Origin of the sequence: Mucilaginibacter celer (assembly GCF_003576455.2) — a bacterium.
Taxonomy (GTDB): Bacteria; Bacteroidota; Bacteroidia; order Sphingobacteriales; family Sphingobacteriaceae; genus Mucilaginibacter; species Mucilaginibacter celer.
In genome coordinates this window covers 1,581,782-1,605,720 of sequence record NZ_CP032869.1, presented here as the reverse complement: position 1 = coordinate 1,605,720, position 23,939 = coordinate 1,581,782, and the positions used below count along the sequence as shown (strand labels likewise).

18 protein-coding genes are annotated in these 23,939 nt (G+C 44.3%); 7 read left to right on the top strand and 11 right to left on the bottom strand.

Going from position 1 to position 23,939, the window contains the following annotated elements; all coding sequences use genetic code 11:
• Positions 1-213: 213 nt before the first annotated feature.
• The 6 genes from HYN43_RS06375 to HYN43_RS06350 all read left to right on the top strand — a co-directional run bounded on the left by HYN43_RS06375 (position 214) and on the right by HYN43_RS06350 (position 6,868).
• A complete protein-coding gene (locus HYN43_RS06375) occupies positions 214-2,970 on the top strand; it encodes a glycoside hydrolase family 2 protein (protein ID WP_119408650.1) in 2,757 nt (918 codons plus the stop codon).
• A 36-nt stretch (positions 2,971-3,006) separates the two neighbouring features.
• Positions 3,007-4,248: a PQQ-dependent sugar dehydrogenase gene (locus tag HYN43_RS06370; protein ID WP_245447174.1), complete on the top strand. Its 1,242-nt coding sequence runs from the start codon at positions 3,007-3,009 to the stop codon at positions 4,246-4,248.
• Between the two features lie 192 nt (positions 4,249-4,440).
• Entirely contained in the window at positions 4,441-4,782 is a 342-nt protein-coding gene (locus HYN43_RS06365; protein WP_119408649.1) for a hypothetical protein, read from the top strand.
• Between the two features lie 3 nt (positions 4,783-4,785).
• Positions 4,786-5,538, top strand: coding sequence for a zeta toxin family protein (locus HYN43_RS06360; RefSeq protein WP_119408648.1), 753 nt, complete (start codon positions 4,786-4,788; stop codon positions 5,536-5,538).
• A gap of 197 nt (positions 5,539-5,735) precedes the next feature.
• Positions 5,736-6,329: a dihydrofolate reductase family protein gene (locus tag HYN43_RS06355; protein WP_119408647.1), complete on the top strand. Its 594-nt coding sequence runs from the start codon at positions 5,736-5,738 to the stop codon at positions 6,327-6,329.
• A 164-nt stretch (positions 6,330-6,493) separates the two neighbouring features.
• Positions 6,494-6,868 carry a hypothetical protein gene (locus HYN43_RS06350; RefSeq protein ID WP_119408646.1) on the top strand — a complete coding sequence of 125 codons (375 nt, stop codon included), beginning with the start codon at positions 6,494-6,496 and terminating at the stop codon, positions 6,866-6,868.
• 137 nt (positions 6,869-7,005) lie between these two features.
• Here the strand turns inward: HYN43_RS06350 and HYN43_RS06345 are convergent, their stop codons facing one another.
• The 4 genes from HYN43_RS06345 to HYN43_RS06330 form a co-directional block, all read right to left on the bottom strand.
• On the bottom strand, positions 7,006-7,962 hold the full coding sequence (locus HYN43_RS06345) for a 3-keto-disaccharide hydrolase (RefSeq protein ID WP_119409284.1): 957 nt from the start codon (positions 7,960-7,962) through the stop codon (positions 7,006-7,008).
• Positions 7,963-8,098: 136 nt separating this feature from the next.
• Positions 8,099-10,063 carry a PAS domain-containing protein gene (locus HYN43_RS06340; protein WP_119408645.1) on the bottom strand — a complete coding sequence of 655 codons (1,965 nt, stop codon included), beginning with the start codon at positions 10,061-10,063 and terminating at the stop codon, positions 8,099-8,101.
• Between the two features lie 107 nt (positions 10,064-10,170).
• Positions 10,171-10,986, bottom strand: coding sequence for an AraC family transcriptional regulator (locus HYN43_RS06335; protein WP_119408644.1), 816 nt, complete (start codon positions 10,984-10,986; stop codon positions 10,171-10,173).
• 72 nt (positions 10,987-11,058) lie between these two features.
• Positions 11,059-12,081 (bottom strand): SDR family NAD(P)-dependent oxidoreductase, encoded by a 1,023-nt coding sequence (locus tag HYN43_RS06330; protein ID WP_119409283.1) that lies wholly within the window; start codon positions 12,079-12,081, stop codon positions 11,059-11,061.
• Positions 12,082-12,259: 178 nt separating this feature from the next.
• Between HYN43_RS06330 and HYN43_RS06325 the strand changes: the two genes are divergently transcribed.
• Positions 12,260-13,423, top strand: coding sequence for a metallophosphoesterase (locus HYN43_RS06325; protein WP_119408643.1), 1,164 nt, complete (start codon positions 12,260-12,262; stop codon positions 13,421-13,423).
• Between the two features lie 64 nt (positions 13,424-13,487).
• Here HYN43_RS06325 and HYN43_RS06320 read toward each other — a convergent pair whose 3' ends face one another.
• The 7 genes from HYN43_RS06320 to HYN43_RS06290 all read right to left on the bottom strand — a co-directional run bounded on the left by HYN43_RS06320 (position 13,488) and on the right by HYN43_RS06290 (position 23,931).
• Positions 13,488-14,972 (bottom strand): aldehyde dehydrogenase (NADP(+)), encoded by a 1,485-nt coding sequence (locus tag HYN43_RS06320; protein WP_119408642.1) that lies wholly within the window; start codon positions 14,970-14,972, stop codon positions 13,488-13,490.
• A 750-nt stretch (positions 14,973-15,722) separates the two neighbouring features.
• The gene (locus HYN43_RS06315) at positions 15,723-17,519 is read right to left on the bottom strand and encodes a DUF885 family protein (protein ID WP_245447172.1); all 1,797 of its coding nucleotides are present in this window, start codon (positions 17,517-17,519) and stop codon (positions 15,723-15,725) included.
• A 47-nt stretch (positions 17,520-17,566) separates the two neighbouring features.
• On the bottom strand, positions 17,567-18,469 hold the full coding sequence (locus tag HYN43_RS06310) for an AraC family transcriptional regulator (protein ID WP_119408641.1): 903 nt from the start codon (positions 18,467-18,469) through the stop codon (positions 17,567-17,569).
• Positions 18,470-18,705: 236 nt separating this feature from the next.
• On the bottom strand, positions 18,706-20,001 hold the full coding sequence (locus HYN43_RS06305; protein WP_342633838.1) for an NAD(P)/FAD-dependent oxidoreductase: 1,296 nt from the start codon (positions 19,999-20,001) through the stop codon (positions 18,706-18,708).
• 462 nt (positions 20,002-20,463) lie between these two features.
• The gene (locus HYN43_RS06300; protein ID WP_119408639.1) at positions 20,464-21,465 is read right to left on the bottom strand and encodes a 4-hydroxyproline epimerase; all 1,002 of its coding nucleotides are present in this window, start codon (positions 21,463-21,465) and stop codon (positions 20,464-20,466) included.
• A gap of 7 nt (positions 21,466-21,472) precedes the next feature.
• Positions 21,473-22,411 carry a dihydrodipicolinate synthase family protein gene (locus tag HYN43_RS06295; protein WP_119408638.1) on the bottom strand — a complete coding sequence of 313 codons (939 nt, stop codon included), beginning with the start codon at positions 22,409-22,411 and terminating at the stop codon, positions 21,473-21,475.
• A gap of 122 nt (positions 22,412-22,533) precedes the next feature.
• Positions 22,534-23,931 carry a SusD/RagB family nutrient-binding outer membrane lipoprotein gene (locus HYN43_RS06290; RefSeq protein WP_119408637.1) on the bottom strand — a complete coding sequence of 466 codons (1,398 nt, stop codon included), beginning with the start codon at positions 23,929-23,931 and terminating at the stop codon, positions 22,534-22,536.
• Positions 23,932-23,939: the final 8 nt, after the last annotated feature.

Genomic DNA, 23,939 nt, shown 5'->3' with positions numbered 1-23,939 from the left:
CCGCAGTCTTGAATATTAGAACTTAAGACTATCAACTTCAGGCTTAAAAAAACCTTCCGGAAACGATTGCATAGTTTTAATCAGGCATCTTCTTTTTTTGCAGTTAGAGGTTAACTAATCTTGTTAAAAATAAGGCAGAACGGCAAAAGGATAAAGGCAAGAAAACCTTTCACCTTTTGCCTTTATCCTTTCACCTCATAAAAACCACCAGTAATGAAAAAAGTATTTCTGCAATTATTGTTCATGGCTACCTGCTTCAAGTCATTTGGGCAGGAAACTATTATCAAATACCTATCGGGTACAGATAAAGACCATACCGTACAATGGGACTTTTTTTGTACCGATGGAAGAAAAAGCGACCGGTGGACAAAAATACCCGTTCCGTCAAACTGGGAATTGCAGGGCTTTGGCAGCTACAACTACGGGCACGATAAAGTAAAAAGCAACGAGCAGGGCCGGTACAGGCACGAGTTTACCGCCGGTAACTGGCAAAACAAAAGGGTACTGATAGTTTTTGAAGGCTCCATGACCGATACCAAAGTGATGGTAAACGGCAAGCAGGCTGGCCCTATACACCAGGGTAGTTTTTACAGGTTTAAGTATGATATAACCGATTTAATAAAGCCCAACGCCAAAAACCTGCTGGAAGTTACCGTTGATAAAACATCAGCAAATGCCTCGGTAAATGATGCCGAGCGAAGGAATAGCGATTTTTGGGTATTTGGAGGGATTTACCGCCCGGTTTACCTTGAAGTTGTTCCTGATACTTACATCGAGCGGATGGCTATCAATGCCAAAGCCGATGGTACTTTCCAGGCAGATGTTTATGCTCAAAATTTAAAGGGTGATGAAACCATCGAGGCGCAGGTGCAAAAACTCAACGGCGAAAAAGTCGGCCTGCCTTTTACAATAAAAGTTAACACCGGCGCCGATCATCCCGAACTAAAAACAAAAATCAATAAACCCTTATTGTGGAGTGCAGAATTCCCTAACCTGTACCAGGTTGCCATCTCTATTAAAAACAAACAGGGTATTATTCACAAAGTGAGGCAAAAATTTGGTTTTCGTACGGTTGAGTTACGGACTAACGATGGCTTATATGTGAATGGTGCCAGGATAGTGATGAAAGGCAGCGACAGGCACAGCTTTTGGCCGGAAACCGGCAGGACGCTAAGCCACGCCATCCAGGTGATGGATGTTAAGCTGATGAAAGAGATGAACATGAATGCGGTGCGGATGTCACACTATCCGCCTGATGCTGATTTTTTGGATGTATGCGATTCGTTGGGTATTTATGTTTTGGATGAGCTTACCGGCTGGCAGGCCAATTATGATACGCCAACCGGCAAAAAACTGGTTAAGGAACTGGTGCTGCGCGATGTTAACCACCCCTCCATCCTGTTTTGGGATAATGGCAACGAAGGCGGCTTTAACCGTGAGCTTGATAACGATTACGGTATATACGACCCTCAAAAACGTACGGTGATTCACCCCTGGGAAAAATTTAACGGCACCGATACCAAACACTATCCCGATTATAACTACATGGTTAATGCGGCGGCCAACGGGAAAGAAGTGTTTTTCCCTACCGAGTTTATGCACGGCTTATATGATGGTGGCGCGGGTGCGGCCCTGGATGATTTTTGGGCGCAGATGGTGAAACACCCGCACGGCGCGGGCGGCTTTATCTGGGCTTTTTTAGATGAAGCCGTGATCCGCACGGATAAAAATAATATCTACGATTCGGATGGGAACCACGCCCCCGACGGTATTGTTGGCCCGCATCGCGAAAAGGAAGGGAGTTTTTATACCATAAAAGAGATCTGGTCGCCGGTGTATATTGAGCCGCAACCTATTGATAAAACTTTTAACGGGAAGATTCCTGTAGAAAACAGGTATAGCTTTACCAACCTTAACCAATGTAGTTTCAAGTGGCAGTTGGTTAAGCTTCCGCCAGCCAATGCCAATACAACAAAGCCGGTTGTTAGCGCGGCTGCTCCGCTTGGAAAGTTTAATTTAAAGCCGGGCGCAAAAGGCGTGCTGAACCTGCCCATTCCTGCATCATGGGCCGGTAACGATGCCCTTTATTTAACGGCCTATGGCCCCGATAAAAAGGAATTGTTTACCTGGAGCTGGGCGATAAAAACGCCTGCTGAAATCAACAAAATCAAAACTATTCCTGTCAAATCGGCGGTTAAAATTACCGATAACGTTCAGCAACTTGTGGTAGCGTGCGATGGTATTAGCTATTATTTTGATAAAGAAACAGGCTATATTCAAAAAGTGGTTAAGCCCTCAGGTCCTGTTTCGCTATCCGGCGGCCCTGTTTTGGCTGGTGTAAACACTTCATTAAAACAGTTTACCGATAAAGCCATCAAGGGCGGGCATATTGTTGAAGCAGACTATGATGGCGCGGCAACCCTGCATGTAAAATGGACTTTCAACTCCGGTCGACCTGCCAAATTGGAATATCAATACAGCCAAAAAGGCGATGCCGATTTTATGGGCATCACTTTCAACTATCCCGAAGAAAAAATCACCGGCATGAAATGGCTTGGCCGCGGCCCTTACCGGGTTTGGAAAAACAGGCTGAAAGGGCAACAGTTTGGTGTTTGGCACAAAGCTTACAACAACACCATTACCGGCCAAACCTGGGGCTATCCCGAATTTAAAGGCTACCACGCTGAAGTGAACTGGGCGGTGATCGAAAATAAAGAGTCCGCTTTCACGGTTTACAATACTGATAAAAATGTTTACCTGCAAATGCTGCGCCCGGGCCGGGAACAAGCTGCGCTGGATAATAACAATGTTGAACCGGCCTTCCCCGAAGGCAGTATAGGTTTTTTAAATGCCATCAGCCCAATCGGCACCAAATTTCAGGCGGCAAAAGTAATGGGGCCGCAAAGCCAAACCAACCATGCTGATGGTGAGCCGGTAAACGGAACCCTTTGGTTTGATTTCGGGCATTAATCAATAACACATTAAACCAACCAACAAAAAACCTTTATGAAACAATTATTATTTAACCATAAAAAACGTGGCGCTTTTTGGGTTGCGATGGTAATGGGCGCTGTAGCGCTTGTTTGCTCATCGTATGTTCTTCATAGGCCACAATCGCCCAACGCGGCTGAACCACCTTTGATCACCCTGAAAGTTCAACCGATTAGTTCAAATTTGCAATCGCCAACAGCTTTGGCTTTTCCGGGGAATGGCGAGATCTGGGTAACCGAGCAACCCGGCAAGATCAGGGTTGTTAAAAACGGTAAACTGCTTGATGAGCCCCTGCTTGATCTGCGGAGCAAAATGCTGAAGGTGAACAAAGGCTATGAAGAGCGTGGTTTGCTGGGCATTTGCCTGCACCCACAATTTAAATCGAACAAAAAGTTCTATGTTTTTTACAGCGCCAACACAACCGGCAAGTTTAACCATAAAGATGTGATTGCCGAATATAAGTTATCATCCGGTTCAGATGCTATCGATCCAAACAGCGGCCGTGTGATCCTCGCACAGGATAAGCCGGATGGGAACCACGATGGCGGCTGTATCCAGTTTGGCCGTGATGGTTATTTATATATTTCATTTGGCGATGGCGGCGGACAAGGCGATAAACATGGCGAGATTGGTAACGGTCAAAATCTCGGCAACCTGCTTGGTAAAATTTTACGCGTTGATGTTAACGGCACCGCTCCTTACAGCATCCCTAAAAGCAACCCTTTTGCAGGTAAAAAAGATGCAGCACCCGAGATCTGGGCGTATGGCTTCCGCAATCCATACCGCTTTTCGTTCGATAAAGCATCGGGGCAATTATTTGCAGGCGATGTTGGCCAGGACCTTTGGGAAGAGGTTGACATTGTAACCAAAGGTGGCAACTATGGCTGGCGCTTAACCGAAGGCACCCATTGCTATAACCCCGACAACGGCTGCGATATTAAAGGGATAACCATGCCCATTGCCGAATACAGTCATACCGAAGGCGTTTCGGTAATAGGCGGTTACGTTTACAACGGCAAACAAGTGCCCGTTTTAAAAAGCAAATACATATTTGCCGATTGGGTTGGCAAAATGTTTTACCTGCAAAAAAACGGCAACCAATGGCAGCGCGGCAAAATCACGTTTCAAAACATCCCGACTAATTTGAAGATCATCGGCTTTGGCGAGGACCCCACCGGAGAGGTTTATGTATTGACTAATTCAGATACCGGGCCGGAGAATGAGAATGGAGCTGTTTATAAGATTTTAAAGAATTAAATATCTACTGCCGCGGGGTTGAGCTATGCTCAACCCCGCGGCAGTAGATATTAGACTAAAAATTACACAGATCTTCCTGCCTTGTCATCCCGGCCCAGCGGATCGGGCTACACTAATCCCACGGCAACAAGTGTTGTGGGTAAATAACTAATTCGCTTCTTTTTTGTTAAATTTACAGTAATTTAGTTTAACATGAAGATTATTCGGAAAGATCAGCAGGAAGGCATATTCATTCCGTTAGATGAATGGGAGCACGTGATTGGCAGTGTTAAAGCCAATACCGAACTACACCAGTTACTCAGCCAGCAGCCGCTTCGTTCAATATTCGACCTTTCCCCGGCAGAAATCACAGAGAAACTTAAACCGGCAGCGATAGAGCTAACACAGCAGGCGTTGCAAAACAACCTTTATACTTCGCATCGTTTGGATACCAGGGAAAGGCAGTTTTTACATCGTTACTCAGACGGACGAATTGAACTTATTGAGATAGACGAAGTTACAGGATCTGAAATCCTGATCAGGAGCTATCAATAAATTATGCCTGAATTAAATATAATTGCAGGCCCCAATGGTGCCGGAAAAAGTTCGTTCTCCCGCTTCCTTTCATTTCCCGACGCTTTGATTTTCGATCCCGACCTCGAAACTAAAAAGATTTCTGCAAGGTATCCGGATATCAACGACGATGCTGTAGAAGCTGAACTTACAAGGGTTTACGAAAAACAAGAAAAAAAAGCACTTGCCGGCTACCTGAATTTTACCATAGAGACTAATTTGCGTAATGATTATGTGATTAAACGTGCTGAACGTTTCAAATCAAACGGTTATGCAATCAATCTTATCTTTTTCCTGCTTCCTACTATTGCAGATTCTATAGACAGGGTCAGGTTACGCGTACGGAACAAGGGACACAACGTTGATATAGAAAGTATCAAAATTAACTTTGAGGAATCGTATAAAAACGCAATTAAGTTTGCGAATCGTTTTGATAATATCATGATTATGGACGGTTCATCAACCAGCCAACTGATTAACGCTCCTCGCCCCATTGCTATATTCAAAGAAAACGGTCACCTTTTTATCGATAAGCAAGCACCTGAATGGTCAAAGACATTCATTGTGGAAATGCAAAGCCATTCAAAGGCCCCAAAAAAGGCTGACGAAAAAACCGACACTGATAAGGGAATCGTTCGAATACGCCGGCATTCCGCAAAAAGCCCCGATCCTCAAAAAATTAGAAAGACAATCGCTGCGATATCACGAAAAAGACCAGGTAAACGCCGGGGCCGTTGATACAATTATTTCAATTGCCCTTAAAAGCGAATTAAAATTAAACGATAGTGGCAACTAATTTAAATCCATGTTCGTGTTACCAACCAGTCACATTCTCCCCCGCCATTAGTCGCATACACACCTCCGCTGTTATTATCTTATTACTCAAATTTGAATCATAACAAAAACTAAAAACTATACCAGGAGGTAAAATCAAAATGAGAAAAATAATCGTAGTTACATTCATTACATTAGATGGCATAATGCAGGCACCGGGCGGCCCGGAAGAAGATCAATCAGGCGGTTTCATTTACGGCGGTTGGTCGGTGCCTTTTTCTGATGAAGCTTCGGGCAGGCTAATGCAGCAACAGATGGCCCCGGCCGATCTGTTGCTGGGCAGGAACACATTCAAAATTTTTGAAGATTACTGGCCTAAACATACCCAATACTGGCCTGGTATTAACGATGTAACCAAGTATGTGTTATCCAACACCGTGGATAAATCTGATTGGAACAATACCGTTTTCCTTACCAATGTGGAAGATATCGAAAAGCTCAAAAATTCCGACGGCCCTGATCTTAAAGTTTGGGGTAGCGGCGAACTGGTAAAACTGTTATTAAAGCATGATCTGGCAGATGAACTGTGGCTCAAAATTTACCCTGTGCTACTGGGCAAAGGTAAAAAGCTTTATGACGATGGTATAGCACCTGCTGCTTTCGAATTAACAGAGAGCAACGTTACCTCTTCGGGCGTGATTTTTGCCAGTTACAAACGGGCGGGTGAGGTTAAAACAGGTTCTTTTAATATATAGAAAGCTTATTTTTTGAAGAAAGGGCAAAAAGTGTTGTTACTTTTTGCCCTTTTTTTATTAAACGCCGGTTACGTTTAAATTTAAAACACACTTTATGATATCAATCAGCAAAAAAGGTGACGACAGTCATTTTTTTAAAATAGCGTAATCATTACACTTATCGCATGGAACAAATCGGTATAAAACAAACCACTCCTCTTCACCAGGAATGGCTGCGAAGACTGGATTTTTATCATTTCGAACTGTTTATTTTACAGGAACAACTGGAAGAAATAGCCGACTACAATAGGGAGACTGATATTTTAAAAAAGGTGGGTTATTTTAAAAACCGGTTAAGTATTCGCAAAAACTATATAGAGAGGTTAAGAGACAGGATTCGCGAAAACGACAATGCTTTAACGGATAAAATAACAGGCGACGATAGTATTGAAAACACTTTGGAAACTTTCGAGGCATTAAATACAGAATGTATCATGGAACAGCAATTGGTAAATAACTTAAAAAGAGAATTAAACCGCTTTGTTGCCGAATTTGCATAAGGCATTTTCAGTTTTAAATCTTTCCGTGATCAGGCTATAGCAGATCAACAAATAAAAAGATCGTCGCTCTATTTCGGGAATGACGATCTTTTCTTTTTATTTTTTGGCGATATAAACTCCAAAAAACCGCTAAATCACTATTTCGCCGGTGTTATCACAATATTACGGTAATCAATCGGCCCATGATCGCCCTGGATTAGCAGCGGGCCAGGTGCGCCCTCCTCGCTGTTAATAGCCCCGCCGGTTATACCGGGAATTATCTGATCGCAAATAACAGTTTTTCCGTTGGCAACAACGGTTACAATTCTGCCAATCAGTGTAACATCATACGATTGCCACTCGCCAGGATTTTTGGCCATCATTTTGTTTGGTGCCACAAAGCCATATATCGAGCTAAACTGGTTATTATAAGGCTCAGGGTCGCCGCTTTTGGTATCAATAACCTGCAACTCATAACGGCCGCGCAGGTAAACACCGCTGTTGCTGCCCTGCGGATAACGAAACTCGATATGCAGTTTAAAATCGCTAAAAATTTTATCGGTAATCAGGTTAGCTCCCGAATGCGGGCTTCTTAAAATACCATTTTCGGCTATCCATTGGTTTTTGCCATCGGTATGCCAGCCGGCTGTGTTTTTACCGTTAAACAACTTAACGGGCGTACCCCAAACCGGTTTTTTAGTCCTGATAAGCACAGGTGCCCTAACGCCGGTAAATTCGTAGCTTTTGCCATCGGTATAAACCATGGTGCCTTTAATTTTATCGCCGCTAACTTCAAACTCAAAATCCATATTACGGTCGCCCGGTTCCCATTGCGGGGGGATAGAGAAACTATATTTATCATTATTAACCTTAACTTCCGAAATTGGGCGGGCGCTGCCAAAGGCATATACATAGCGGCCAATTAAGGTATGTGTGCCCGATTTTTGCACTTCCAACCACGAGGGCAGGTTTTTACCATCTTTACTTAAGGTAAGGTCCCAGCGACCAATCACATCCGGATCCTTTTTTTGCTGGGCAAATGAAATTTTAATACTACTGAAAACAAGCAACAACAACACTGCCTGGAAGCGGCAAAACATCGGTAAGTTTTTCATATTTAACAATAAAGATTTTAATTGCTCTGTTCGGGTTAATATATCCCCCGTTACAATCATTTGTAGTGGTTACCAGGTTAAATAACCATCAATATCGAAAGGTAGTTTTTTATTTTCGATTATCAAAAATCAGATTTTAGTATCGCTTCGCTTCAAAATCAACAACGGCATCTATCTTATCATTAATTTCGAGAAGAATGTCGTCCATCTCCTGTACACACGATTGCAGCATTGGCAAAAGTTCTATAATCTCCGCCTTGTCTTCGGCTATATCGGCAAGGTTCATCAGGCCAAGCATCGTAGCTACAGGTTTCCTGATCTGGTGCGAGCCCGTCCAGGCTACCTGTTTCAACAATTCGTTCTGGCGTTTATTTTCCTGTATCGATCGCTTTAGCTCATCAATGTCCTTTATAACACCAATAAGCCTTACGGGCTTCATTTGCTCGTTATAGATAAAATACCCCTGATCCATCACGTACTTAAACTGGTTATGACCGCTTTTTATGCGGTATTCGCAACTCCAGTTGGTTTTTCCTTCACTGCTTATTTTGTGTTGGCTGCTTATTACCTGGGGTAAATCATCAGCACAAATCAGGCTGCGCCACCAGCCCAGGTTATATTGAATATCCTCGTAAGGAATATCAACCAGTTTTGAAAGGCTGGTGTTATAAATGATCTGGTCGTTCACAATATCCAGATCGTAAATTACGTCGCGTGTGGCCTGGGCCACCAGGTCGTATCTTTCCAGTGCTTCTTTCAGCCTTGCATCCTTTATCTTGTCTTCAGTTACGTCCGAAAAATAAACAGCCACACCTTCCTCGGTAGGATAAGCCGATAAACTAATCCATTTATCAAGCACCAGCGAGTAATCTACAGTTTTAACAATTACACGGTCTTCCAGGGCCTTTTGGTACGAAGGGTATAAACGATTGCGGTGTTTGGGGATGATGGTAAAAATATTTTCGCCCATCATTTGCGGAATGCTGCTTCCTATCAGATCCTTAAATGCCTGGTTATAACCTATAATAACCATATCCTTATCCAGGGCAAAATAGGCATCGTTTATAGAGTTAAGCGTGGTTTCTAACCGGTTTCTGAAATCATCCCGCTCACTTTCCAACTGTTTCAGCTTAGTTATATCCTGCATCGAACCTATCAACTTAAGCGGCATCGATCCCGATTCGATAGTTGCAAGCTGGCGGATAAAACGGGTTTCGCCACTCAAAGCCCTGATGCGGTGGGTTACATCAAGCGGTACGCCAAGGCTTATTAAAGCCTGAAGTCCCTCAAGCATTAAGCGGCGATCTTCAGGAAAAATATGTTCGATATAAATATCAAAAGCGGGCCGCTCATCGTTGCGGGCTACGCCTGTAATTTCGTAAACCTCGTCGGTCCAGATGAGTTTTTGTGTATCAGGATAAAATTCCCATCCGGCAACTCCCGATATCAATTGAGTTTCTTTCAGTTTTCTTTTTTCCTCAACAAGTTCATGGTTGGCCTGCTCCAGTTTTCGTTGCATTGTTACAACCTCCGTCATGTTGCGGGCCATCACCAAAATACCGGGTTTATTATTAAAAATAATGCGGTGCGAAGAAATGTTAACGTGCAGCAGTTCGCCGCTCTTTTTTATATGACGCCAGTTGCCGCTTACATTAAGCTGGTTGTATGACATTTTCTTTGCAGACTCAATTACCTTTTCGGCATCTTCGGGCGGGCGGATATCGAGGATACTGAGCTCCATAAATTCTTCCCGCGTGTAACCGTAGTTGGCAACAGCAGCATCATTTACCGAAATAATTTTCAACTGCTCGTTATAAATCCACATGGGTATGGGGTTGGCCTCATACATATTGCGGTATTGCGATTCGCCCTGCTCAAGCTTTTTATTATCCGAGTGGATAAGGTAATACAAAAATAGTGTAGTAATCACTACAAAAGCGTAACCCTTTGCAGTGCTTAACCATAAAAACTGCGACTGGGAAAAATTGGCTGCTATATAAAACAATAACTGATCACTAAAGGTGATCCACAATAAGCTAACCAGTAAATAAAGCAGCACGATACGCAGGGCGCCGCGCTTTATCATAAAAGAGAAACCCATTGCGTTATTATACGGTTAAGCCGGGCTTTGGTTACAACCCGATGATGTAAAACCGTCATTCATACATGCATCGTAGGCGAAAAATATTTTTTTCTTATTATAAGGTCTTATCTCTGCCTGCCAATTAATGTATTTGGCGAATAGCCGAAGTGATTTTTAAAGGCGTACGAAAAATGAGAAAGATTTTCAAAGCCTGCTTCAATATATACCTCTACAGGTTTCTGCTTTTTTTCGGCTATTTGATAGTGGGCTAATTCGAGCCGTTTTTCGGTAAGCCATTTTTGCGGAGTGCTGTTAAAAGCCTTTTTAAAATCGCGCCTGAAAGTGGCCAGGCTGCGCCCGGTTAGGTAGCCAAACCTATCAAGCGTCATATTAAACATAAAGTGCCGCTCCATAAATTCGGTAAGGTTAATTTTGCCCGGCTCATCAAAATTAGCCAGCAAACCGTCAACATCCTTATCAATTGATCTTAATATGCTGATGGCTTCTTCAATTTTAATGGATGCTATTTCGGCCGGCAGGTTTTTGCCCAGATCGAAATATGGAATAAGCGAGGCAAGGCAGCTTTGCAATAAGGGACGTTTTGGAAAACTGTAAACCTTTTGCAGAGGCTGTAAACGGCCCGCGGGCTTATGCCGCGAATAAAAATCCTTTAACCGCTGTTTGGTGAGATGCATGGCTACAGCCTTGTGCGGCAAGCCATCCTTTGGGTAATTGATAACCGTGGCCAGCTGGTTACGGGGAATAAGGAAAATATCGCCGGCATTGAAAATATACGTACCATCGGCCTGGATAATTTTGGTTTCGCCCGAAATGAACCAAACCAGGATGTGATGCTCAAACATTACCTCGGTTTTAAAGGTATTGCCCTTAAACTCGGATAATTTAATATCAGCGGTGATATATTTTGTTTCAAACTCCATAAGTACGGTAGTAAAAGTACAAAATATAACAAGCCGGATAAATGTCTCCGGCTTGTTATTAAAAACGGGGTATTAATTTACGGGGAAAAGGATTCCGGTCATTTCTTCAGATAAACTCCAGAGTTTCGTTGCATTCCCGGCATCCACCGAGTAGGGCTTTACGCCATATAAGGTTGCCGGATCAGCAAAGTTATGTTCGATATCTCCGTTATCCAGCACAGCTACATCGACGTTTTCGCAATATACTCCACCTACGTTGTTTAACAGCGGGCTGGTAGCGCACCAAACAGTAGTAGCTGCGCCTTGCTCAAGGTTTTTAAGTTTAGCTGCCACTTCCGGGAAAATTTCGCCGTTTTCATCGTGCGTACCCATTTGCTGAAACAAAACCATCGGGGCTACCCTACCCAGATCGGTACCCAGTACCGAACCGGGATGTAATGAATAAGCCCTTACCCCGAAATCTTTAGCCCGGTGGTCAAGCTCAACCGAAAACAAATTATTGGCCGATTTTGACCGGCCGTAGCCTTGCAATGTTTCGTACGCCCCTACTAAAAAATTAGGATCGTCAAAATTAAACGGTGAGATTTGGTGCCCGTACGATGAAACGTTGATTACCCTCGCGCCATCAGCCTTTTTTAAAGCCGGCCAAAGTTTAGCTGTTAATACAAAATGCCCAAGGTGATTGGTTGCCAGCTGCGATTCATATCCTTTGTTGTTGTATTGTAAAGGTACCCACATAATACCGGCATTGTTAACCAAAATATGGAGGATATTGTTAACCGCCAAAAATTCATCTGCAAACCTGATAACCGATTCCTGATCCATCAGGTCCATTTGGGCAATGGTTACATTGGGTAATCCATCCAGGTTTGCGGCTGCTTTTTTAACGTCGCGGGCCGGCACGGTAACTTTGGCTCCTGCGTTTACAAAAGTTTTTACTGCTTCGAGGCCTATACCGGCATAGCCACCGGTAACTATAATTATTTTACCCTGTAAATCAATTCCGTTTATAACATCTGTTGTGGTTGATGCAGCACCAAAGCCCGAATTTAAAGACATCTGCAGTGCTCCGTTGTAATTATCTTTCAGTTTCATTTTTATCATTTTTTATACAGCCAAAGTTAGGCGGGCCGTTAAAAAGCAGCTTTGTTTAAAACGTCAATTTACTTTGCTCAGAACGTCAATTTTCTGATTACACGATTGCTTCAGTCATCCAATCATCACGAAAAAAGCTTTTTAAAATATTTTGTGAGTCTGCTCGTCGTACCTCCGTATGAGAACACGTATTCCCGCCATTATTTTGTTATGGCTTATTATTGATATTTATTTTTTTAAAGCGATCCAAACGCTTGGGCTAAATCAAAATATAGGTTTGTTTTACTGGCTGTTTGATGCCTTGCTAACAGGCGCTATAGTAATCAGCGCCTTTGCCCGGAGCCGCAGATTTATTTCGTGGCTGATGGCTTTGATGCTGTTATCCTTTGTACCGAAACTTGTTGGCTCGGTAATATTGTTGCTTGAAGATATTACCCGGCTGTTTCGCGGTTTTCCGCCTCGTAGCTATGCTGTAAGTGAATTTGTGATGATGATAGCCTTTGCTTTTTTCGGCATATTGCTGTTCGGCATTACCCGCGGGCGGCATTACTATAAAGTACGCCGCGAAACTTTATTTTTTGACAATCTGCCCGAAAAGTTTGATGGGTTTACCATTACCCAATTATCAGATATCCACTCGGGCAGCTTTAGCGATGCCAAAGGTGTGCAAAAAGGCCTCGACCTGGTTAACGCCCAGCAAAGTGATGTGATATTGTTTACCGGCGACCTGGTAAATAACCAGGCCAGTGAAATGGACCCGTGGATCCCCGCTTTTTCGAAACTGAAAGCACCTTATGGCAAATATTCGGTTTTGGGTAACCACGATTACGGCGATTACATACAATGGGAAAGCAAGCATGATCAGCAGGCTAATCTTAAACGCCTGAAGGAAGTGCACGGGGAAATTGGATTTAAACTGTTATTGAACGAACATACCCCTATCCGTAAGGAAAACGAAGCCATCTCGCTCATCGGCGTTGAAAACTGGGGCAAGGGCGGATTCCACAAATATGGCGACCTGGACAAAGCCACAGCCGAAGTTCCGGATGAAGGATTTAAAATCCTGATGTCTCACGATCCGTCGCATTGGGACGCGGTTACCTTAGGCCATCGCCATCCTATCCATCTTACGCTATCCGGGCATACCCACGGCGCACAATTTGGATTTGAGCTGTTTGGTTTTAAATGGAGCCCCATCAAATACATTTATAAACAATGGGCCGGGCTGTATGAAAAAAGCGGGCTGTACCTGTATGTAAACCGGGGCTTCGGCTTTTTGGGTTTGAAAGGCCGGATAGGCATGTGGCCTGAAATTGCTGTAATTACCCTGAAAAGGAAGTGATTTATTCAATAAAAAAGTCCCGACGGCTATTACCGAAGCGGGACTTTTTTTTATTATTTAAAATCTATTTCTTCCAATCGCCATCAAACAAACGCCATATTCCCAGCGGGTTGCCTTGTTGCAAGGCCAGCGGCAACAAATTATCCGGGCAATTTTGGAAACACACCGGGCGTACCCATCTTTTTACCGAGTTAATACCTACGGCTGTAAAGCGGCTATCAGTAGTGGCCGGAAACGGACCGCCATGTACCATGCTGGCGCAAACCTCAACGCCCGTTGGTACGCCGTTAAATAATACCCTGCCGGCAATTGATGGTAACAATTGTAACAATGCGGCGTGGTTTGCAAAATCATTATCAGTACCCATTACCGTGGTAGTAAGCTGGCCCGATACGGATTTTAGCACTTTAATCAATTCGGCTTCATCGTGGCAGATAACCATTAATGAATAAGGGCCGAAAACCTCTTCGTGCAGCAAGGGATTTTGTAAAAAGGCTTCGCCGCTAACCGTTGCAACAACCGGACTGGCTTCAATATCCGATGCTTCTGTTGCCGACCGGTTAATTTCGGTTACACCAACCTGTTCAAGCGCGGCAGCACTCTTTTTTTGGTAGGCAGCGTGGATGCCGGCGTGCAGCATTTTAGCCGGTTTAACACCTTCAATTCCGTCACCCAATAAATTAATAAAATTATGTACGCTCTCGCTTTCTACAGCCAGCATTAAACCCGGGTTGGTGCAAAACTGCCCCATACCCAGTGTTATTGATCCGGTGTATAATGCAGCCAGCTCGGCGGCATTTTTATTTAGTGTATCCGGCAAAAATACAACCGGGTTTGTACTACCCATTTCCGAAAATACGGGAATCGGTTTTTTGCGTTGCGATGAATATTGCAAAAGCGCCAAACCGCCGGCCGTAGAACCGGTAAAGCCTACAGCAGCGGTATCATCGGCCTGAACCAAAGCCCTGCCGCTTTCAAATGAGGTGCCGTGCACATGTTGAAAAATATGTTCGGGCATATTGCAGGCGGCAATTGCCTTTTTGATAGCACTGTAAACCATCTCCGAAGTTTCGGCATGCGCCGGATGCGCTTTTACCACTACCGAACAGCCTCCGGCCAAAGCACTTGCAGTATCGCCGCCCGCTGTTGAATAAGCAAACGGAAAATTACTTGCCCCAAAAACAACTACCGGGCCAAGCGGCACCAGCATTTTACGCAGATCCGGTTTTGGCAAAGGCGTTCTATCAGGTAAAGCGGTATCGATAGTGGCTTCAACCCAACTGCCCTCGCGTAGCATACCCGCAAACATACGCAACTGCCCAGTGGTACGGGCGCGTTCGCCAGCAAGACGGGGTAGCGGTAGGTTGGTTTCTTCGGATGCTTTTTGCAATAAATCTTCGCCCAAAGCCTCAATCTCATTAGCAATGGTTTCTAAAAAAACGCTTTTTTCTTCAACACTTGTTTTCTGATAAGCCTCAAACGCGGTTTGCGCCTGCTGCATTACCTGGTTTATTTCGTCAACGCTTGGTTCTTTAAAGTTGTTAGCCATGGCAGAGGATCTTTTTATAAAAGGTATGAATATATACAATTTGTGTTAGCAAAGATATCTAACTGCCAACTAAGCCGAATAAAAATTTCCTATCAACAATTAGCAGTATTTTATCCTGTTTTTGGCACACAAAGGAGTAATCTGTCAAAAAATGAACACCCCACGATTTATTTACACACAAAGACGGCAAGACGCAAAGAAGGGTTTAACAATCGCTATCAAAACCCTTGCGTCTTAGCATCTTTGCGTGCCTAAAACTCACCAACTATCCACAAAAAACCTTTGCGCCTTAGCCTCTTTGCGCACTTAAAACTAACCAACTATCCACAAAAAACCTTTGCGCCTTAGCCTCTTTGCGCACTTAAAACTCACCAACTATCCACAAAAAACCTTTGCGCCTTAGCCTCTTTGCGCACTTAAAACTCACCAACTATCCACAAAAAACCTTTGCGCCTTAGCATCTTTGCGTGCTTAAAACTTACCAACTATCCACAAAAAAGACCTTTGCGCCTTAGCCTCTTTGCGCACTTAAAACTCACCAACTATCCACAAAAAACCTTTGCGCCTTAGCCTCTTTGCGCACTTAAAACTCACCAACCATCCACAAAAAATCTTTGCGCCTTAGCCTCTTTGCGCGCTTAAAACTCACCAACTATCCACAAAAAATCTTTGCGTCTTCGCGTCTTTGCGTGCCTAAAACTCACCAACTATCCACAAAAAACCTTTGCGTTCTTAAAAATCTAAACCATGCTATTTCCCGAAATCATAAAATTTCCAGCTCGTGCTAAAATCGCGTGTTAAGGACTGGTTGGTTAACGTTGCTCTGATCATCTCTATCGGAATCAGGTTCTCCTTCATTACCGCATCATGAAACTGCTTATAGCTCATTTTACCGCTATCCACCAACTCGCGCTTTAACGACATAATTTGCAGGCCACCGGTAAGATAAGCCACCTGGTAAAGCGGGCTATAACCACCTTCAAACGAGCGCCTAACCTCGCCTTCGGCATTCGCCTTTTCATGCCCCACCCTATCTATCAAAAAGTCGATGCATTGTTGCGGCGTCCATTTGCCTAAGTGGTAATTAAGCGAAAAGATGATCCTTGCGCAACGGTGCATGCGCCAAAACAGCATGCCTACGCGCTCTTCGGGCGTTTGAGCAAAACCTTTATCGTACAATAATAACTCCCAATATAGCGCCCAACCCTCGGTGGCAAATGGGGTCGAAAAATCCTGGCGGTAGGCTTTGTACCTGCTATTCATAAAATATTGCAGGTTATGGCCCGGGATAAGCTCGTGCTGAACCGTCCCTCTCGAAAAATAAGGGTTATTACCGCGCATGCTCATCAACTTATCGCCAGCCGCCATGGTGTTGGTTGGGTACGAAATGCTGATCTCCTTGCCGCCGGTAAAAAACGGGTTAACCAACTGCCGCTCGGGCGACATCATTACCATGCCCCAGGTTTCTTCGGCAAGTGGTGGTATGGTGATCAGGTCGCGTTGTTTAATGAAGCTCAAGGCATCATTATATAATTTCACAATTAATTCGGGCTGATGGCCCACCGGCACATAGCTGTTCTTCACTTTTTCAAGTGCCTTTTTCCAGTCGTTGCCAAAACCCATTTCCTGCGATGCCTTTAACATTTCCTTATCGCACCAGGCAAATTCTTTGTTGGCTAACGCGATGAGTTCTTCGGGCGTGTACGGGATCATTTCTGTACGCAACTGGCGGATTAAATCCTCCCGGCCGATAGGCACACCTTTTATACCGCTGGCATCCGGCTTTTGAGTGGTGTTTACCTTGCCTTTGGCTAAAGCCTGATCGGCATAGGCCTGTAAGGCATTATTTACCGCTTTATAAGGTTCGGGCACCCACCAGGTAAAGGCCGGATCGAAGGTATTATAGAAACCATAAAAATCTCTTAATCGCCCTTTTAAACCCAGCAAAGCTTCTTTTAGCATCCGGGCCAGGGGCATATCAATATTGGCTACTTTATTTATTGCAGCAGTATCGGCTTTTATCTGTTTCAGAACGGTATCGAGCGAGGCGGCTACCTTCTGCCCAGCAACAAATGTTCCGCGGCGGCGGAGTTTTTCAAGGTTGTAGATGCCATCGGCGCAGCTCAGGTATTTGGTGATCTGTGCGTATTGTTCGCCCTCTTTTTTCAGGTCATCGATATCATAGTTGATACGTTTTTTGAGCAGGATATAATCCACCTTACCATAAATGCTCATCGCATTAAAATCAACCTGCTCCAGTTTTTTAAGGTAATCATTATCAGTCTCCAGCAAACGCTTACGCTGTTCGGGCGAGTTAAGCACATTGATCTTATACTGATATTCAGCATGCTCATTAACGCTGTAGGGCGAATAAAAATCATGTACGGCATTCATATCCTGCCCGTATTGAATAATGGTACCCGCCATTTCGCTGGATTGTTCGTAAATACTTGCCGGAACGGCAGTTTGGGCATTGGCATTAAACGCCGGAATAAGCAAAGCAATGGCTGCTAAGGACACAACATGTCCCTTTAAGTTTTTAATCACTTTTTAAATTTTAGTTTTTTTGAAGAAAGATATTTCGGGTACCCCCGTTAACTCGCTGCCCTGTTCAAATTGATGAGGTTGTTATTATACGCATCCAGGTATCCCCTCGGCGAATTACCGATAACACATTTAAATACGCGGTTAAAATTGGTAATGCTTTTAAACCCACATTTATAAGCCACGGTATTGATACTTTCAAATTTATGCGAAATGAGTTTTTTGCAGGCCTCATTGATCCTGATCTCATTCAGGAAGGAAATAAAGGTATGCCCAGTATGTTTTTTGAAATACCGGCAAAAAGATTCGGGCGTCATGAAAGCAACTTTGGCCACATCCTCCAGCGTGATGTCTTCGCTGTAGTTTTGCATAATAAAGTTGTAAATATTACCTATCCTGATCCCTTCATTTTCGGTAATGCCAGGCAGATTACCGTATGATGAAAGCGGATCAAGCTTTGTTTTGATATTACTTAAACCTTTAACCAAATTCAAAAACTGGATCAGCTGATCGGTACCTGCTGCGTTTTTAAGCGAGATCATCAGCTGGGCTACCTTATCGTTAACATCATCCGGTACTTTAAAACCCTGCTGGTGCTGCTGCATAAAGATCTTGTTCGATTTTAGTTCGGGCAGATCGAACATCGCAGCCAATGTTCCTTCGGGGTTAAAGAAAATTGTCATCGCTTCCACCCCTTTGGATGCGTCGCCTACAAAGTATTCCGGGTTGCTTTTAAATACATGGGGCAGGTTGGCTCCTAAAACAAATATGTCGCCGGCTGTATAGTCGTGCATGTTATTCCCGGCTATCAAAGTACCCTCGCCACGCTGAATCCAGGTGATCTGGGTTTCTTTATGCCGGTGCAGATAAGGATAAAAATAGGGTTGCGAAACCTTTTCGGCAATTACGCTTTTATCGTGCGCTACGGGAATAGTGAACTGTAAAACTTTCATCCTGCTGTTTTTTAATCCTCCATGAATTTACAATTACTTAACTCATTTTCCCAATTTTTTGATCATACAGGGTAAAATACGGTTAATATCGGCTAAATTAATGTATGTTTAGGTAATGAAAAATTAATCGATCATTATTTATAAAGTAAATACGAATTTGAGGCACGATAAGGACGAACAAAAAAAGCCCGTTCGCTTAAATACAAACGGGCTAATGATACATAATTTGTAAAATCTTATTTCCTCTCCGGCGCGAAAGCATCTATAGAAATGCTTGTAGGCTTGCCCGAGATAATTTCACTGGTCAACAAACCTGTCGCAGCGCCAAGGCTCAGGCCCATCATACCATGCCCGGTTGCAACCGTAACATTATTGTATTTTCTGCTACGACCGATATAAGGCAAGCCATCAGCAGACGAAGGCCTGAAACCAAACCAGATCTCCTTCTCGGCCGGAACAGCAGGTTTTAAATCCGGGAAATATTTCGGTACAGATTCAACAATACCTTTCACACGGTTCATGTTGATGCGGTTGTTGATCTTATCCAACTCCATAGTGCCGCCATAGCGTAAACCGCCATTCATCGGGGTGATGGCTACACGTGCCTCCGCCAGCAATGCGGGGATCTGTATGGTTTGCTTTTCATCTTTTACATTAAATGAATAACCTTTTCCCGGCATCAACACAATATTCAATCCCAATAATTTACCCACGGCCGGCGACCATGAGCCTGTGGCGATAACATACTCATCGGCAGTAAATTCTTCATTATGCGATAATACGCAGCTCACCTTGCCACCTGCAGTTTCAATTTTGGTTACCTCTTTGTTAGTAATCAGTTTTACACCCGCATTTTTGAGATAAGCCAATAAAGCAGCCATTAATTTATTGGGAGATAAATGGGCGTCGCAACGGTAATGTACGGCACCCAAAACATCCAATTCCAGATCAGGTTGCAGGGCTTTACATTCGGCTACACTTAACACGGCCATATCCAAACCAAGTTCCCTACCCTTTTCGGCCATGTGGGCTTCTTCTTCAAGTGCCTTTTCGGTTTTGTAAAACATGAGGATGCCTTTTTCAACCAGGTCGAAATCAAAACCGGGCTCTTTGCTCAGATCTTCATAAAGCTTTTTACTAAGCAGCGACAATTCCGTTAAGGGCGTGGCCGAATGCTCAACATGGGCATTGTTGGCTTTTTTTAAAAACTGTAATCCCCACGAAACCAATTGCGGGTTTAACGAGGGGCGCACATAAAAAGGGCTTTTGCTGTTAAACATCCACCTGATACCCTGTGCAACCATGCCGGGTGTAGCCAGTGGTATAAAATGGCTTGGAACGATCATGCCGGCGTTGCCATACGAGCAGTTATCCTTCATGTCGCTTTTATCAATTACGGTAACCTCATGCCCTGCCTTTTGTAAATAATATGCGGAACTCAAACCAACTATCCCCCCGCCTATAATGAGCACTTTTGCCATTTTCTTTTTGAGCTGAAAGCTTAAGGCGGAAAGCCGAAAGCTTGTTTGTATTTTAATTATTTGAAATTTAACGTTGTTCGAAGTCTTTGACTTCGAATTAAGTATGCCTGTAGTTTGTAACTACAGGCATACTTAATAAATTGGATATAGTATGATGTGCCGGACTTAGCATGCTGCCATTTAGCTTAGCAACAGCTATTTGCTATTTAACAAACATTGGCCGCTCATTTGCCGCGGAGGCTGTTACTTTTGGCTTGGCCCAAAAGTAACCAAAAACCCAAGACAGAAAAAAGCTTCCACCCGCAGGCCAGACTCCCGGCCCGCTTTTCTGTCAGGCCACCGCGCTTTTTAACAGCCGCGCTTTTCCACTCCCATTACGCTTCGTTTTACCTATCACGTCATTGCGAGGTACGAAGCAATCGCGAACTATACAGGGCGGACCTGCTAATCGGGGATTGCTTCGTACCTCGCAATGACGTGTTGGGATATTCGCTTCTATTTTTAGAAACAGTACTATATCACCTGGAACCCATGCGCGTACGGATCGTCATCATCAATTTTGATGTTGTTGTAGCCGTAAACCCGGGCCCAGCCTTCAACGCTTGGTACAATGGCATCAATATCATTGATCTTTACCACATCTTCAACCTTGCCAATAAACTTGCTGCCGATGATGCTTTCGTGAATGAAAGGCTCACCAACTTTCAGCCTGCCTTTGGCAAACCATTGCGCCATACGGGCCGATGTGCCGGTCCCGCAAGGTGAACGGTCGATAGCCTTATCTCCATAAAATACGGCGTTGCGGGCTGTGGCATCATCAGATAGCGTTGCGCCAGCCCAAAGGATATGTGTACAGGTGTTGATAGTAGGATCAAGCGGGTGCACAAACTGGTACTTTTCGTTGATGCGTTTACGCAATACCTGGCTCCAGGCCACTAACTGCCCGGCGGTGTATTTTTCAATACCTTCAAAATTAGCCTGCGGATCAACAATGGCGTAGTAGTTACCACCGTATGATACATCGATAGTCAGCGTACCCAGATCAGGGCATTCAACTTCAAGGTTGGTAGCGGCAAGATATGCAGGTACATTTCTTAGTTTTACCGAAGTTACCTTTTTGCCTTCCTGCTTGTATTCTATCAATACCAGGCCTGCAGGTGCTTCCATCCTGACAATGCCAGGCACTTTGGGTTGGATCAGCCCTTCTTCAATAGCGATAGTGATGGTACCGATAGTGCCGTGACCGCACATAGGCAAACAACCGCTGGTTTCGATAAACAACACAGCTACATCATTTGCCGGATCATGAGGCGGGTACAAAATACTGCCCGACATCATATCATGGCCCCGTGGCTCAAACATCAGGCCGGTGCGGATCCAGTCGTACTCTTTTAAAAAGTGCTGACGTTTCTGGCTCATGTTATCGCCCACCAATTGCGGACCGCCGCCTGCTACCAGCCTTACCGGGTTACCGCAGGTATGCGCATCTACACAAAAAAAAGTTTTACTTGCCATGGTTTGCTTATGCTACCTCTTCAGTTACCTTACCCCAGCTACCAACAGGCAATTCCGGACGGATAGCCAAAGCATCGTCAATTACTTTCTGAACTTTGGTACGCTCTTCGCCAACCAAAGCCAAACGCGGCGCGCGTACATTTTCGGTACCAATACCTGTTGCAACTTCGGCCAGTTTAATGTATTGTACCAGTTTCGGGTGGATATCCAGCTCCAACACAGGTAAAAACCAACGGTAAATGGCCAAAGCCTCGTCATATCTTTTAGCTTTTACCAAACGGTAAATAGCAACGGTTTCTTTAGGGAAGGCATCAACCAAGCCGGCAACCCAGCCATCGGCACCCATTACCAGGCTTTCCATAGCCAAAGGATCAACGCCGGTAAAAATTTTAAACCTGTCGCCAAAACGATTGATCATACGGGTAACGTTTGATACATCGCGGGTTGATTCTTTTACCGCCTGGATATTGCTGTAAGCAGCCAGTTGCTCAAACATGTCAAGGGTAACCTCAACTTTGTAATCAACCGGGTTGTTGTATATCATAATAGGCAGCGGGGTGCTTTCGGCAACCGCGGCAAAGTAAGCGATAGTTTCCCGCTCATCGCTTTTGTAACGCATTGGCGGCAACAGCATCAGGCCAGATGCGCCTAATTCCAACGCTTTTTGCGCGCACCTTACGGCGGCTTTGGTAGTTTGCTCGGCAATGTTCAAAATTACCGGCACTTTGCCTTCAACAAATGCTACGGTGTGGGCAAGCAGATCGTATTTTTCCTGCTCGTCCAATACACTGGCTTCGCCTAATGATCCGCCTAAAATAAAGCCGTCAACACCGGCTTCAAGTTGGGCTTTCAGGTTAATATCAAACGCGTCAAAATCAAGCTCGTCGTTATCTGTAAATTTTGTAGTTACTGCAGGGAGTACACCTTTCCAATCAAAAGTTATCATTCTTAAATATTTTTCACAAAACTAAAATACTACTAAATAGGGTTTATTTAACAAATTAGCAGACACTAACCGTATTTTAACCAATAATATTATTTGTACGGTCAATGCCTGCTAAATAATGCTTATTGTGCATCCCACCAAACCCTGTCGGTTAGCTTGGCACTTTGCTGCGGTTGTGGATTAGGTACAATTTCCGACTGGGGATAAAGTACCCTGCGAGGGATTTCAGACAAGGCATTTTTTACCTTGGTCAATGCCGGATAACCCGTTCTCCTCCAATCATTATACCCCTCCATGCACAGGAAGTTGGCAATGTTTTTTTCTTCGATAATCAACTGCTCGGCATTAGCGCTGGTAAGTACCCCTCTTGCAGCTAAATAAGTAACCACATCGCCCTCTGCAATACCAAGTTTTGACATGTGCGCGCGTACCGCCGATACATAAACAGGCTGAGCAACAGTAGCACCCGAGACGATCAGCGTTGCTTCGGCTTTTAAAAACAGCGCTTCCGAATAATTAAGCAGGTAATTGTTTGAACCGGCATCGGCATAAAACGAACCGCCTAACGAGTACGATTCCAAACTGCCGATATCATCAGCTCCAATTTGCCTGCCCGTATACAAGCCGGTTTCTATAGCCGGGGCTACCATTTTTGAAAGGCGCGGATCTTTTCGGGTTTTAAAACCATCAACAAAAGTTGAAGCCAACACCAGAGTTGAGCCCGGTAAAAAGTTTTGCTGCCAAGGGTTTTCGGCACCGGCTGCACCGCTGAAAGGCATTTTCATATCATCGTCATTACTGGTCATGCCGTTTTGCAGGGCGGTTAAAGCTAATTGGGCCTGCGCCGCGGCAGTATGGCCCGGTGCTTTGGTTAAGTGCATGTAATAGCGGGCTTTTAGGGTATAAGCCGCTTTTTTCCATTTCGCCATATCGCCGCTGTAATAGTAATCATCACCCGCTGGTATTACTGTGCTGTTTTTAGCTATATCGGCAATGGCGCCATCTAATAACGTTTGGATCTGGGTATAAACAGATTCCTGGCTATCGTAGGTTGGGGTAAGGTTACTAATGCCTGTAAAACCTTTTGAGTATGGCACATCGCCCCAAACATCAGTAGCTGCGCCAAGGGTATAGGCAGTAAGTACTTTTGCAATAGCGGCGTAATTAGTGTTACCATCGGCTTCGGCTTTTTTATTAAGAATAACCAAATTGTTCAATACCTGCGGGTAAAAATTATACCAGTCGCCATCCATGTCCTGGTGATACATGAGGTAGGTACCCGCGTTGGGCGGAACCTGATTAAGGGCAATTACTTGCATGTACTGTTGCAATATTACAGCAAGGTTACCACCACCGGCGGCTGTTATGTTTTGTGAAATGGCAGCCTCTACAGGGGCAAGGATTAATGATTCTTTAACATCAGTAGGCCTGTTGGGGTCCTGGTTTACGTCGATAAATTTTTTGCAGCCCGTAAAGCTTATTAAAGCGCAGGCAGCTAACGCGATATATTTATTTTTCATGCTAATTT

Bases quoted from the DNA above. Each gene is read 5' to 3' on its own strand.
- HYN43_RS06300 (WP_119408639.1), bottom strand. From the start codon at position 21,465: ATGGCAAGTAAAACTTTTTTTTGTGTAGATGCGCATACCTGCGGTAAC.
- HYN43_RS06335 (WP_119408644.1), bottom strand. From the start codon at position 10,986: ATGGAGTTTGAAACAAAATATATCACCGCTGATATTAAATTATCCGAG.
- HYN43_RS06370 (WP_245447174.1), top strand. From the start codon at position 3,007: ATGAAACAATTATTATTTAACCATAAAAAACGTGGCGCTTTTTGGGTT.
- HYN43_RS06350 (WP_119408646.1), top strand. From the start codon at position 6,494: ATGGAACAAATCGGTATAAAACAAACCACTCCTCTTCACCAGGAATGG.
- HYN43_RS06340 (WP_119408645.1), bottom strand. From the start codon at position 10,063: ATGGGTTTCTCTTTTATGATAAAGCGCGGCGCCCTGCGTATCGTGCTG.
- HYN43_RS06375 (WP_119408650.1), top strand. From the start codon at position 214: ATGAAAAAAGTATTTCTGCAATTATTGTTCATGGCTACCTGCTTCAAG.
- HYN43_RS06355 (WP_119408647.1), top strand. From the start codon at position 5,736: ATGAGAAAAATAATCGTAGTTACATTCATTACATTAGATGGCATAATG.
- HYN43_RS06320 (WP_119408642.1), bottom strand. From the start codon at position 14,972: ATGGCTAACAACTTTAAAGAACCAAGCGTTGACGAAATAAACCAGGTA.
- HYN43_RS06360 (WP_119408648.1), top strand. From the start codon at position 4,786: ATGCCTGAATTAAATATAATTGCAGGCCCCAATGGTGCCGGAAAAAGT.
- HYN43_RS06325 (WP_119408643.1), top strand. From the start codon at position 12,260: ATGAGAACACGTATTCCCGCCATTATTTTGTTATGGCTTATTATTGAT.
- HYN43_RS06330 (WP_119409283.1), bottom strand. From the start codon at position 12,081: ATGAAACTGAAAGATAATTACAACGGAGCACTGCAGATGTCTTTAAAT.
- HYN43_RS06365 (WP_119408649.1), top strand. From the start codon at position 4,441: ATGAAGATTATTCGGAAAGATCAGCAGGAAGGCATATTCATTCCGTTA.
- HYN43_RS06295 (WP_119408638.1), bottom strand. From the start codon at position 22,411: ATGATAACTTTTGATTGGAAAGGTGTACTCCCTGCAGTAACTACAAAA.
- HYN43_RS06310 (WP_119408641.1), bottom strand. From the start codon at position 18,469: ATGAAAGTTTTACAGTTCACTATTCCCGTAGCGCACGATAAAAGCGTA.
- HYN43_RS06345 (WP_119409284.1), bottom strand. From the start codon at position 7,962: ATGAAAAACTTACCGATGTTTTGCCGCTTCCAGGCAGTGTTGTTGTTG.
- HYN43_RS06290 (WP_119408637.1), bottom strand. From the start codon at position 23,931: ATGAAAAATAAATATATCGCGTTAGCTGCCTGCGCTTTAATAAGCTTT.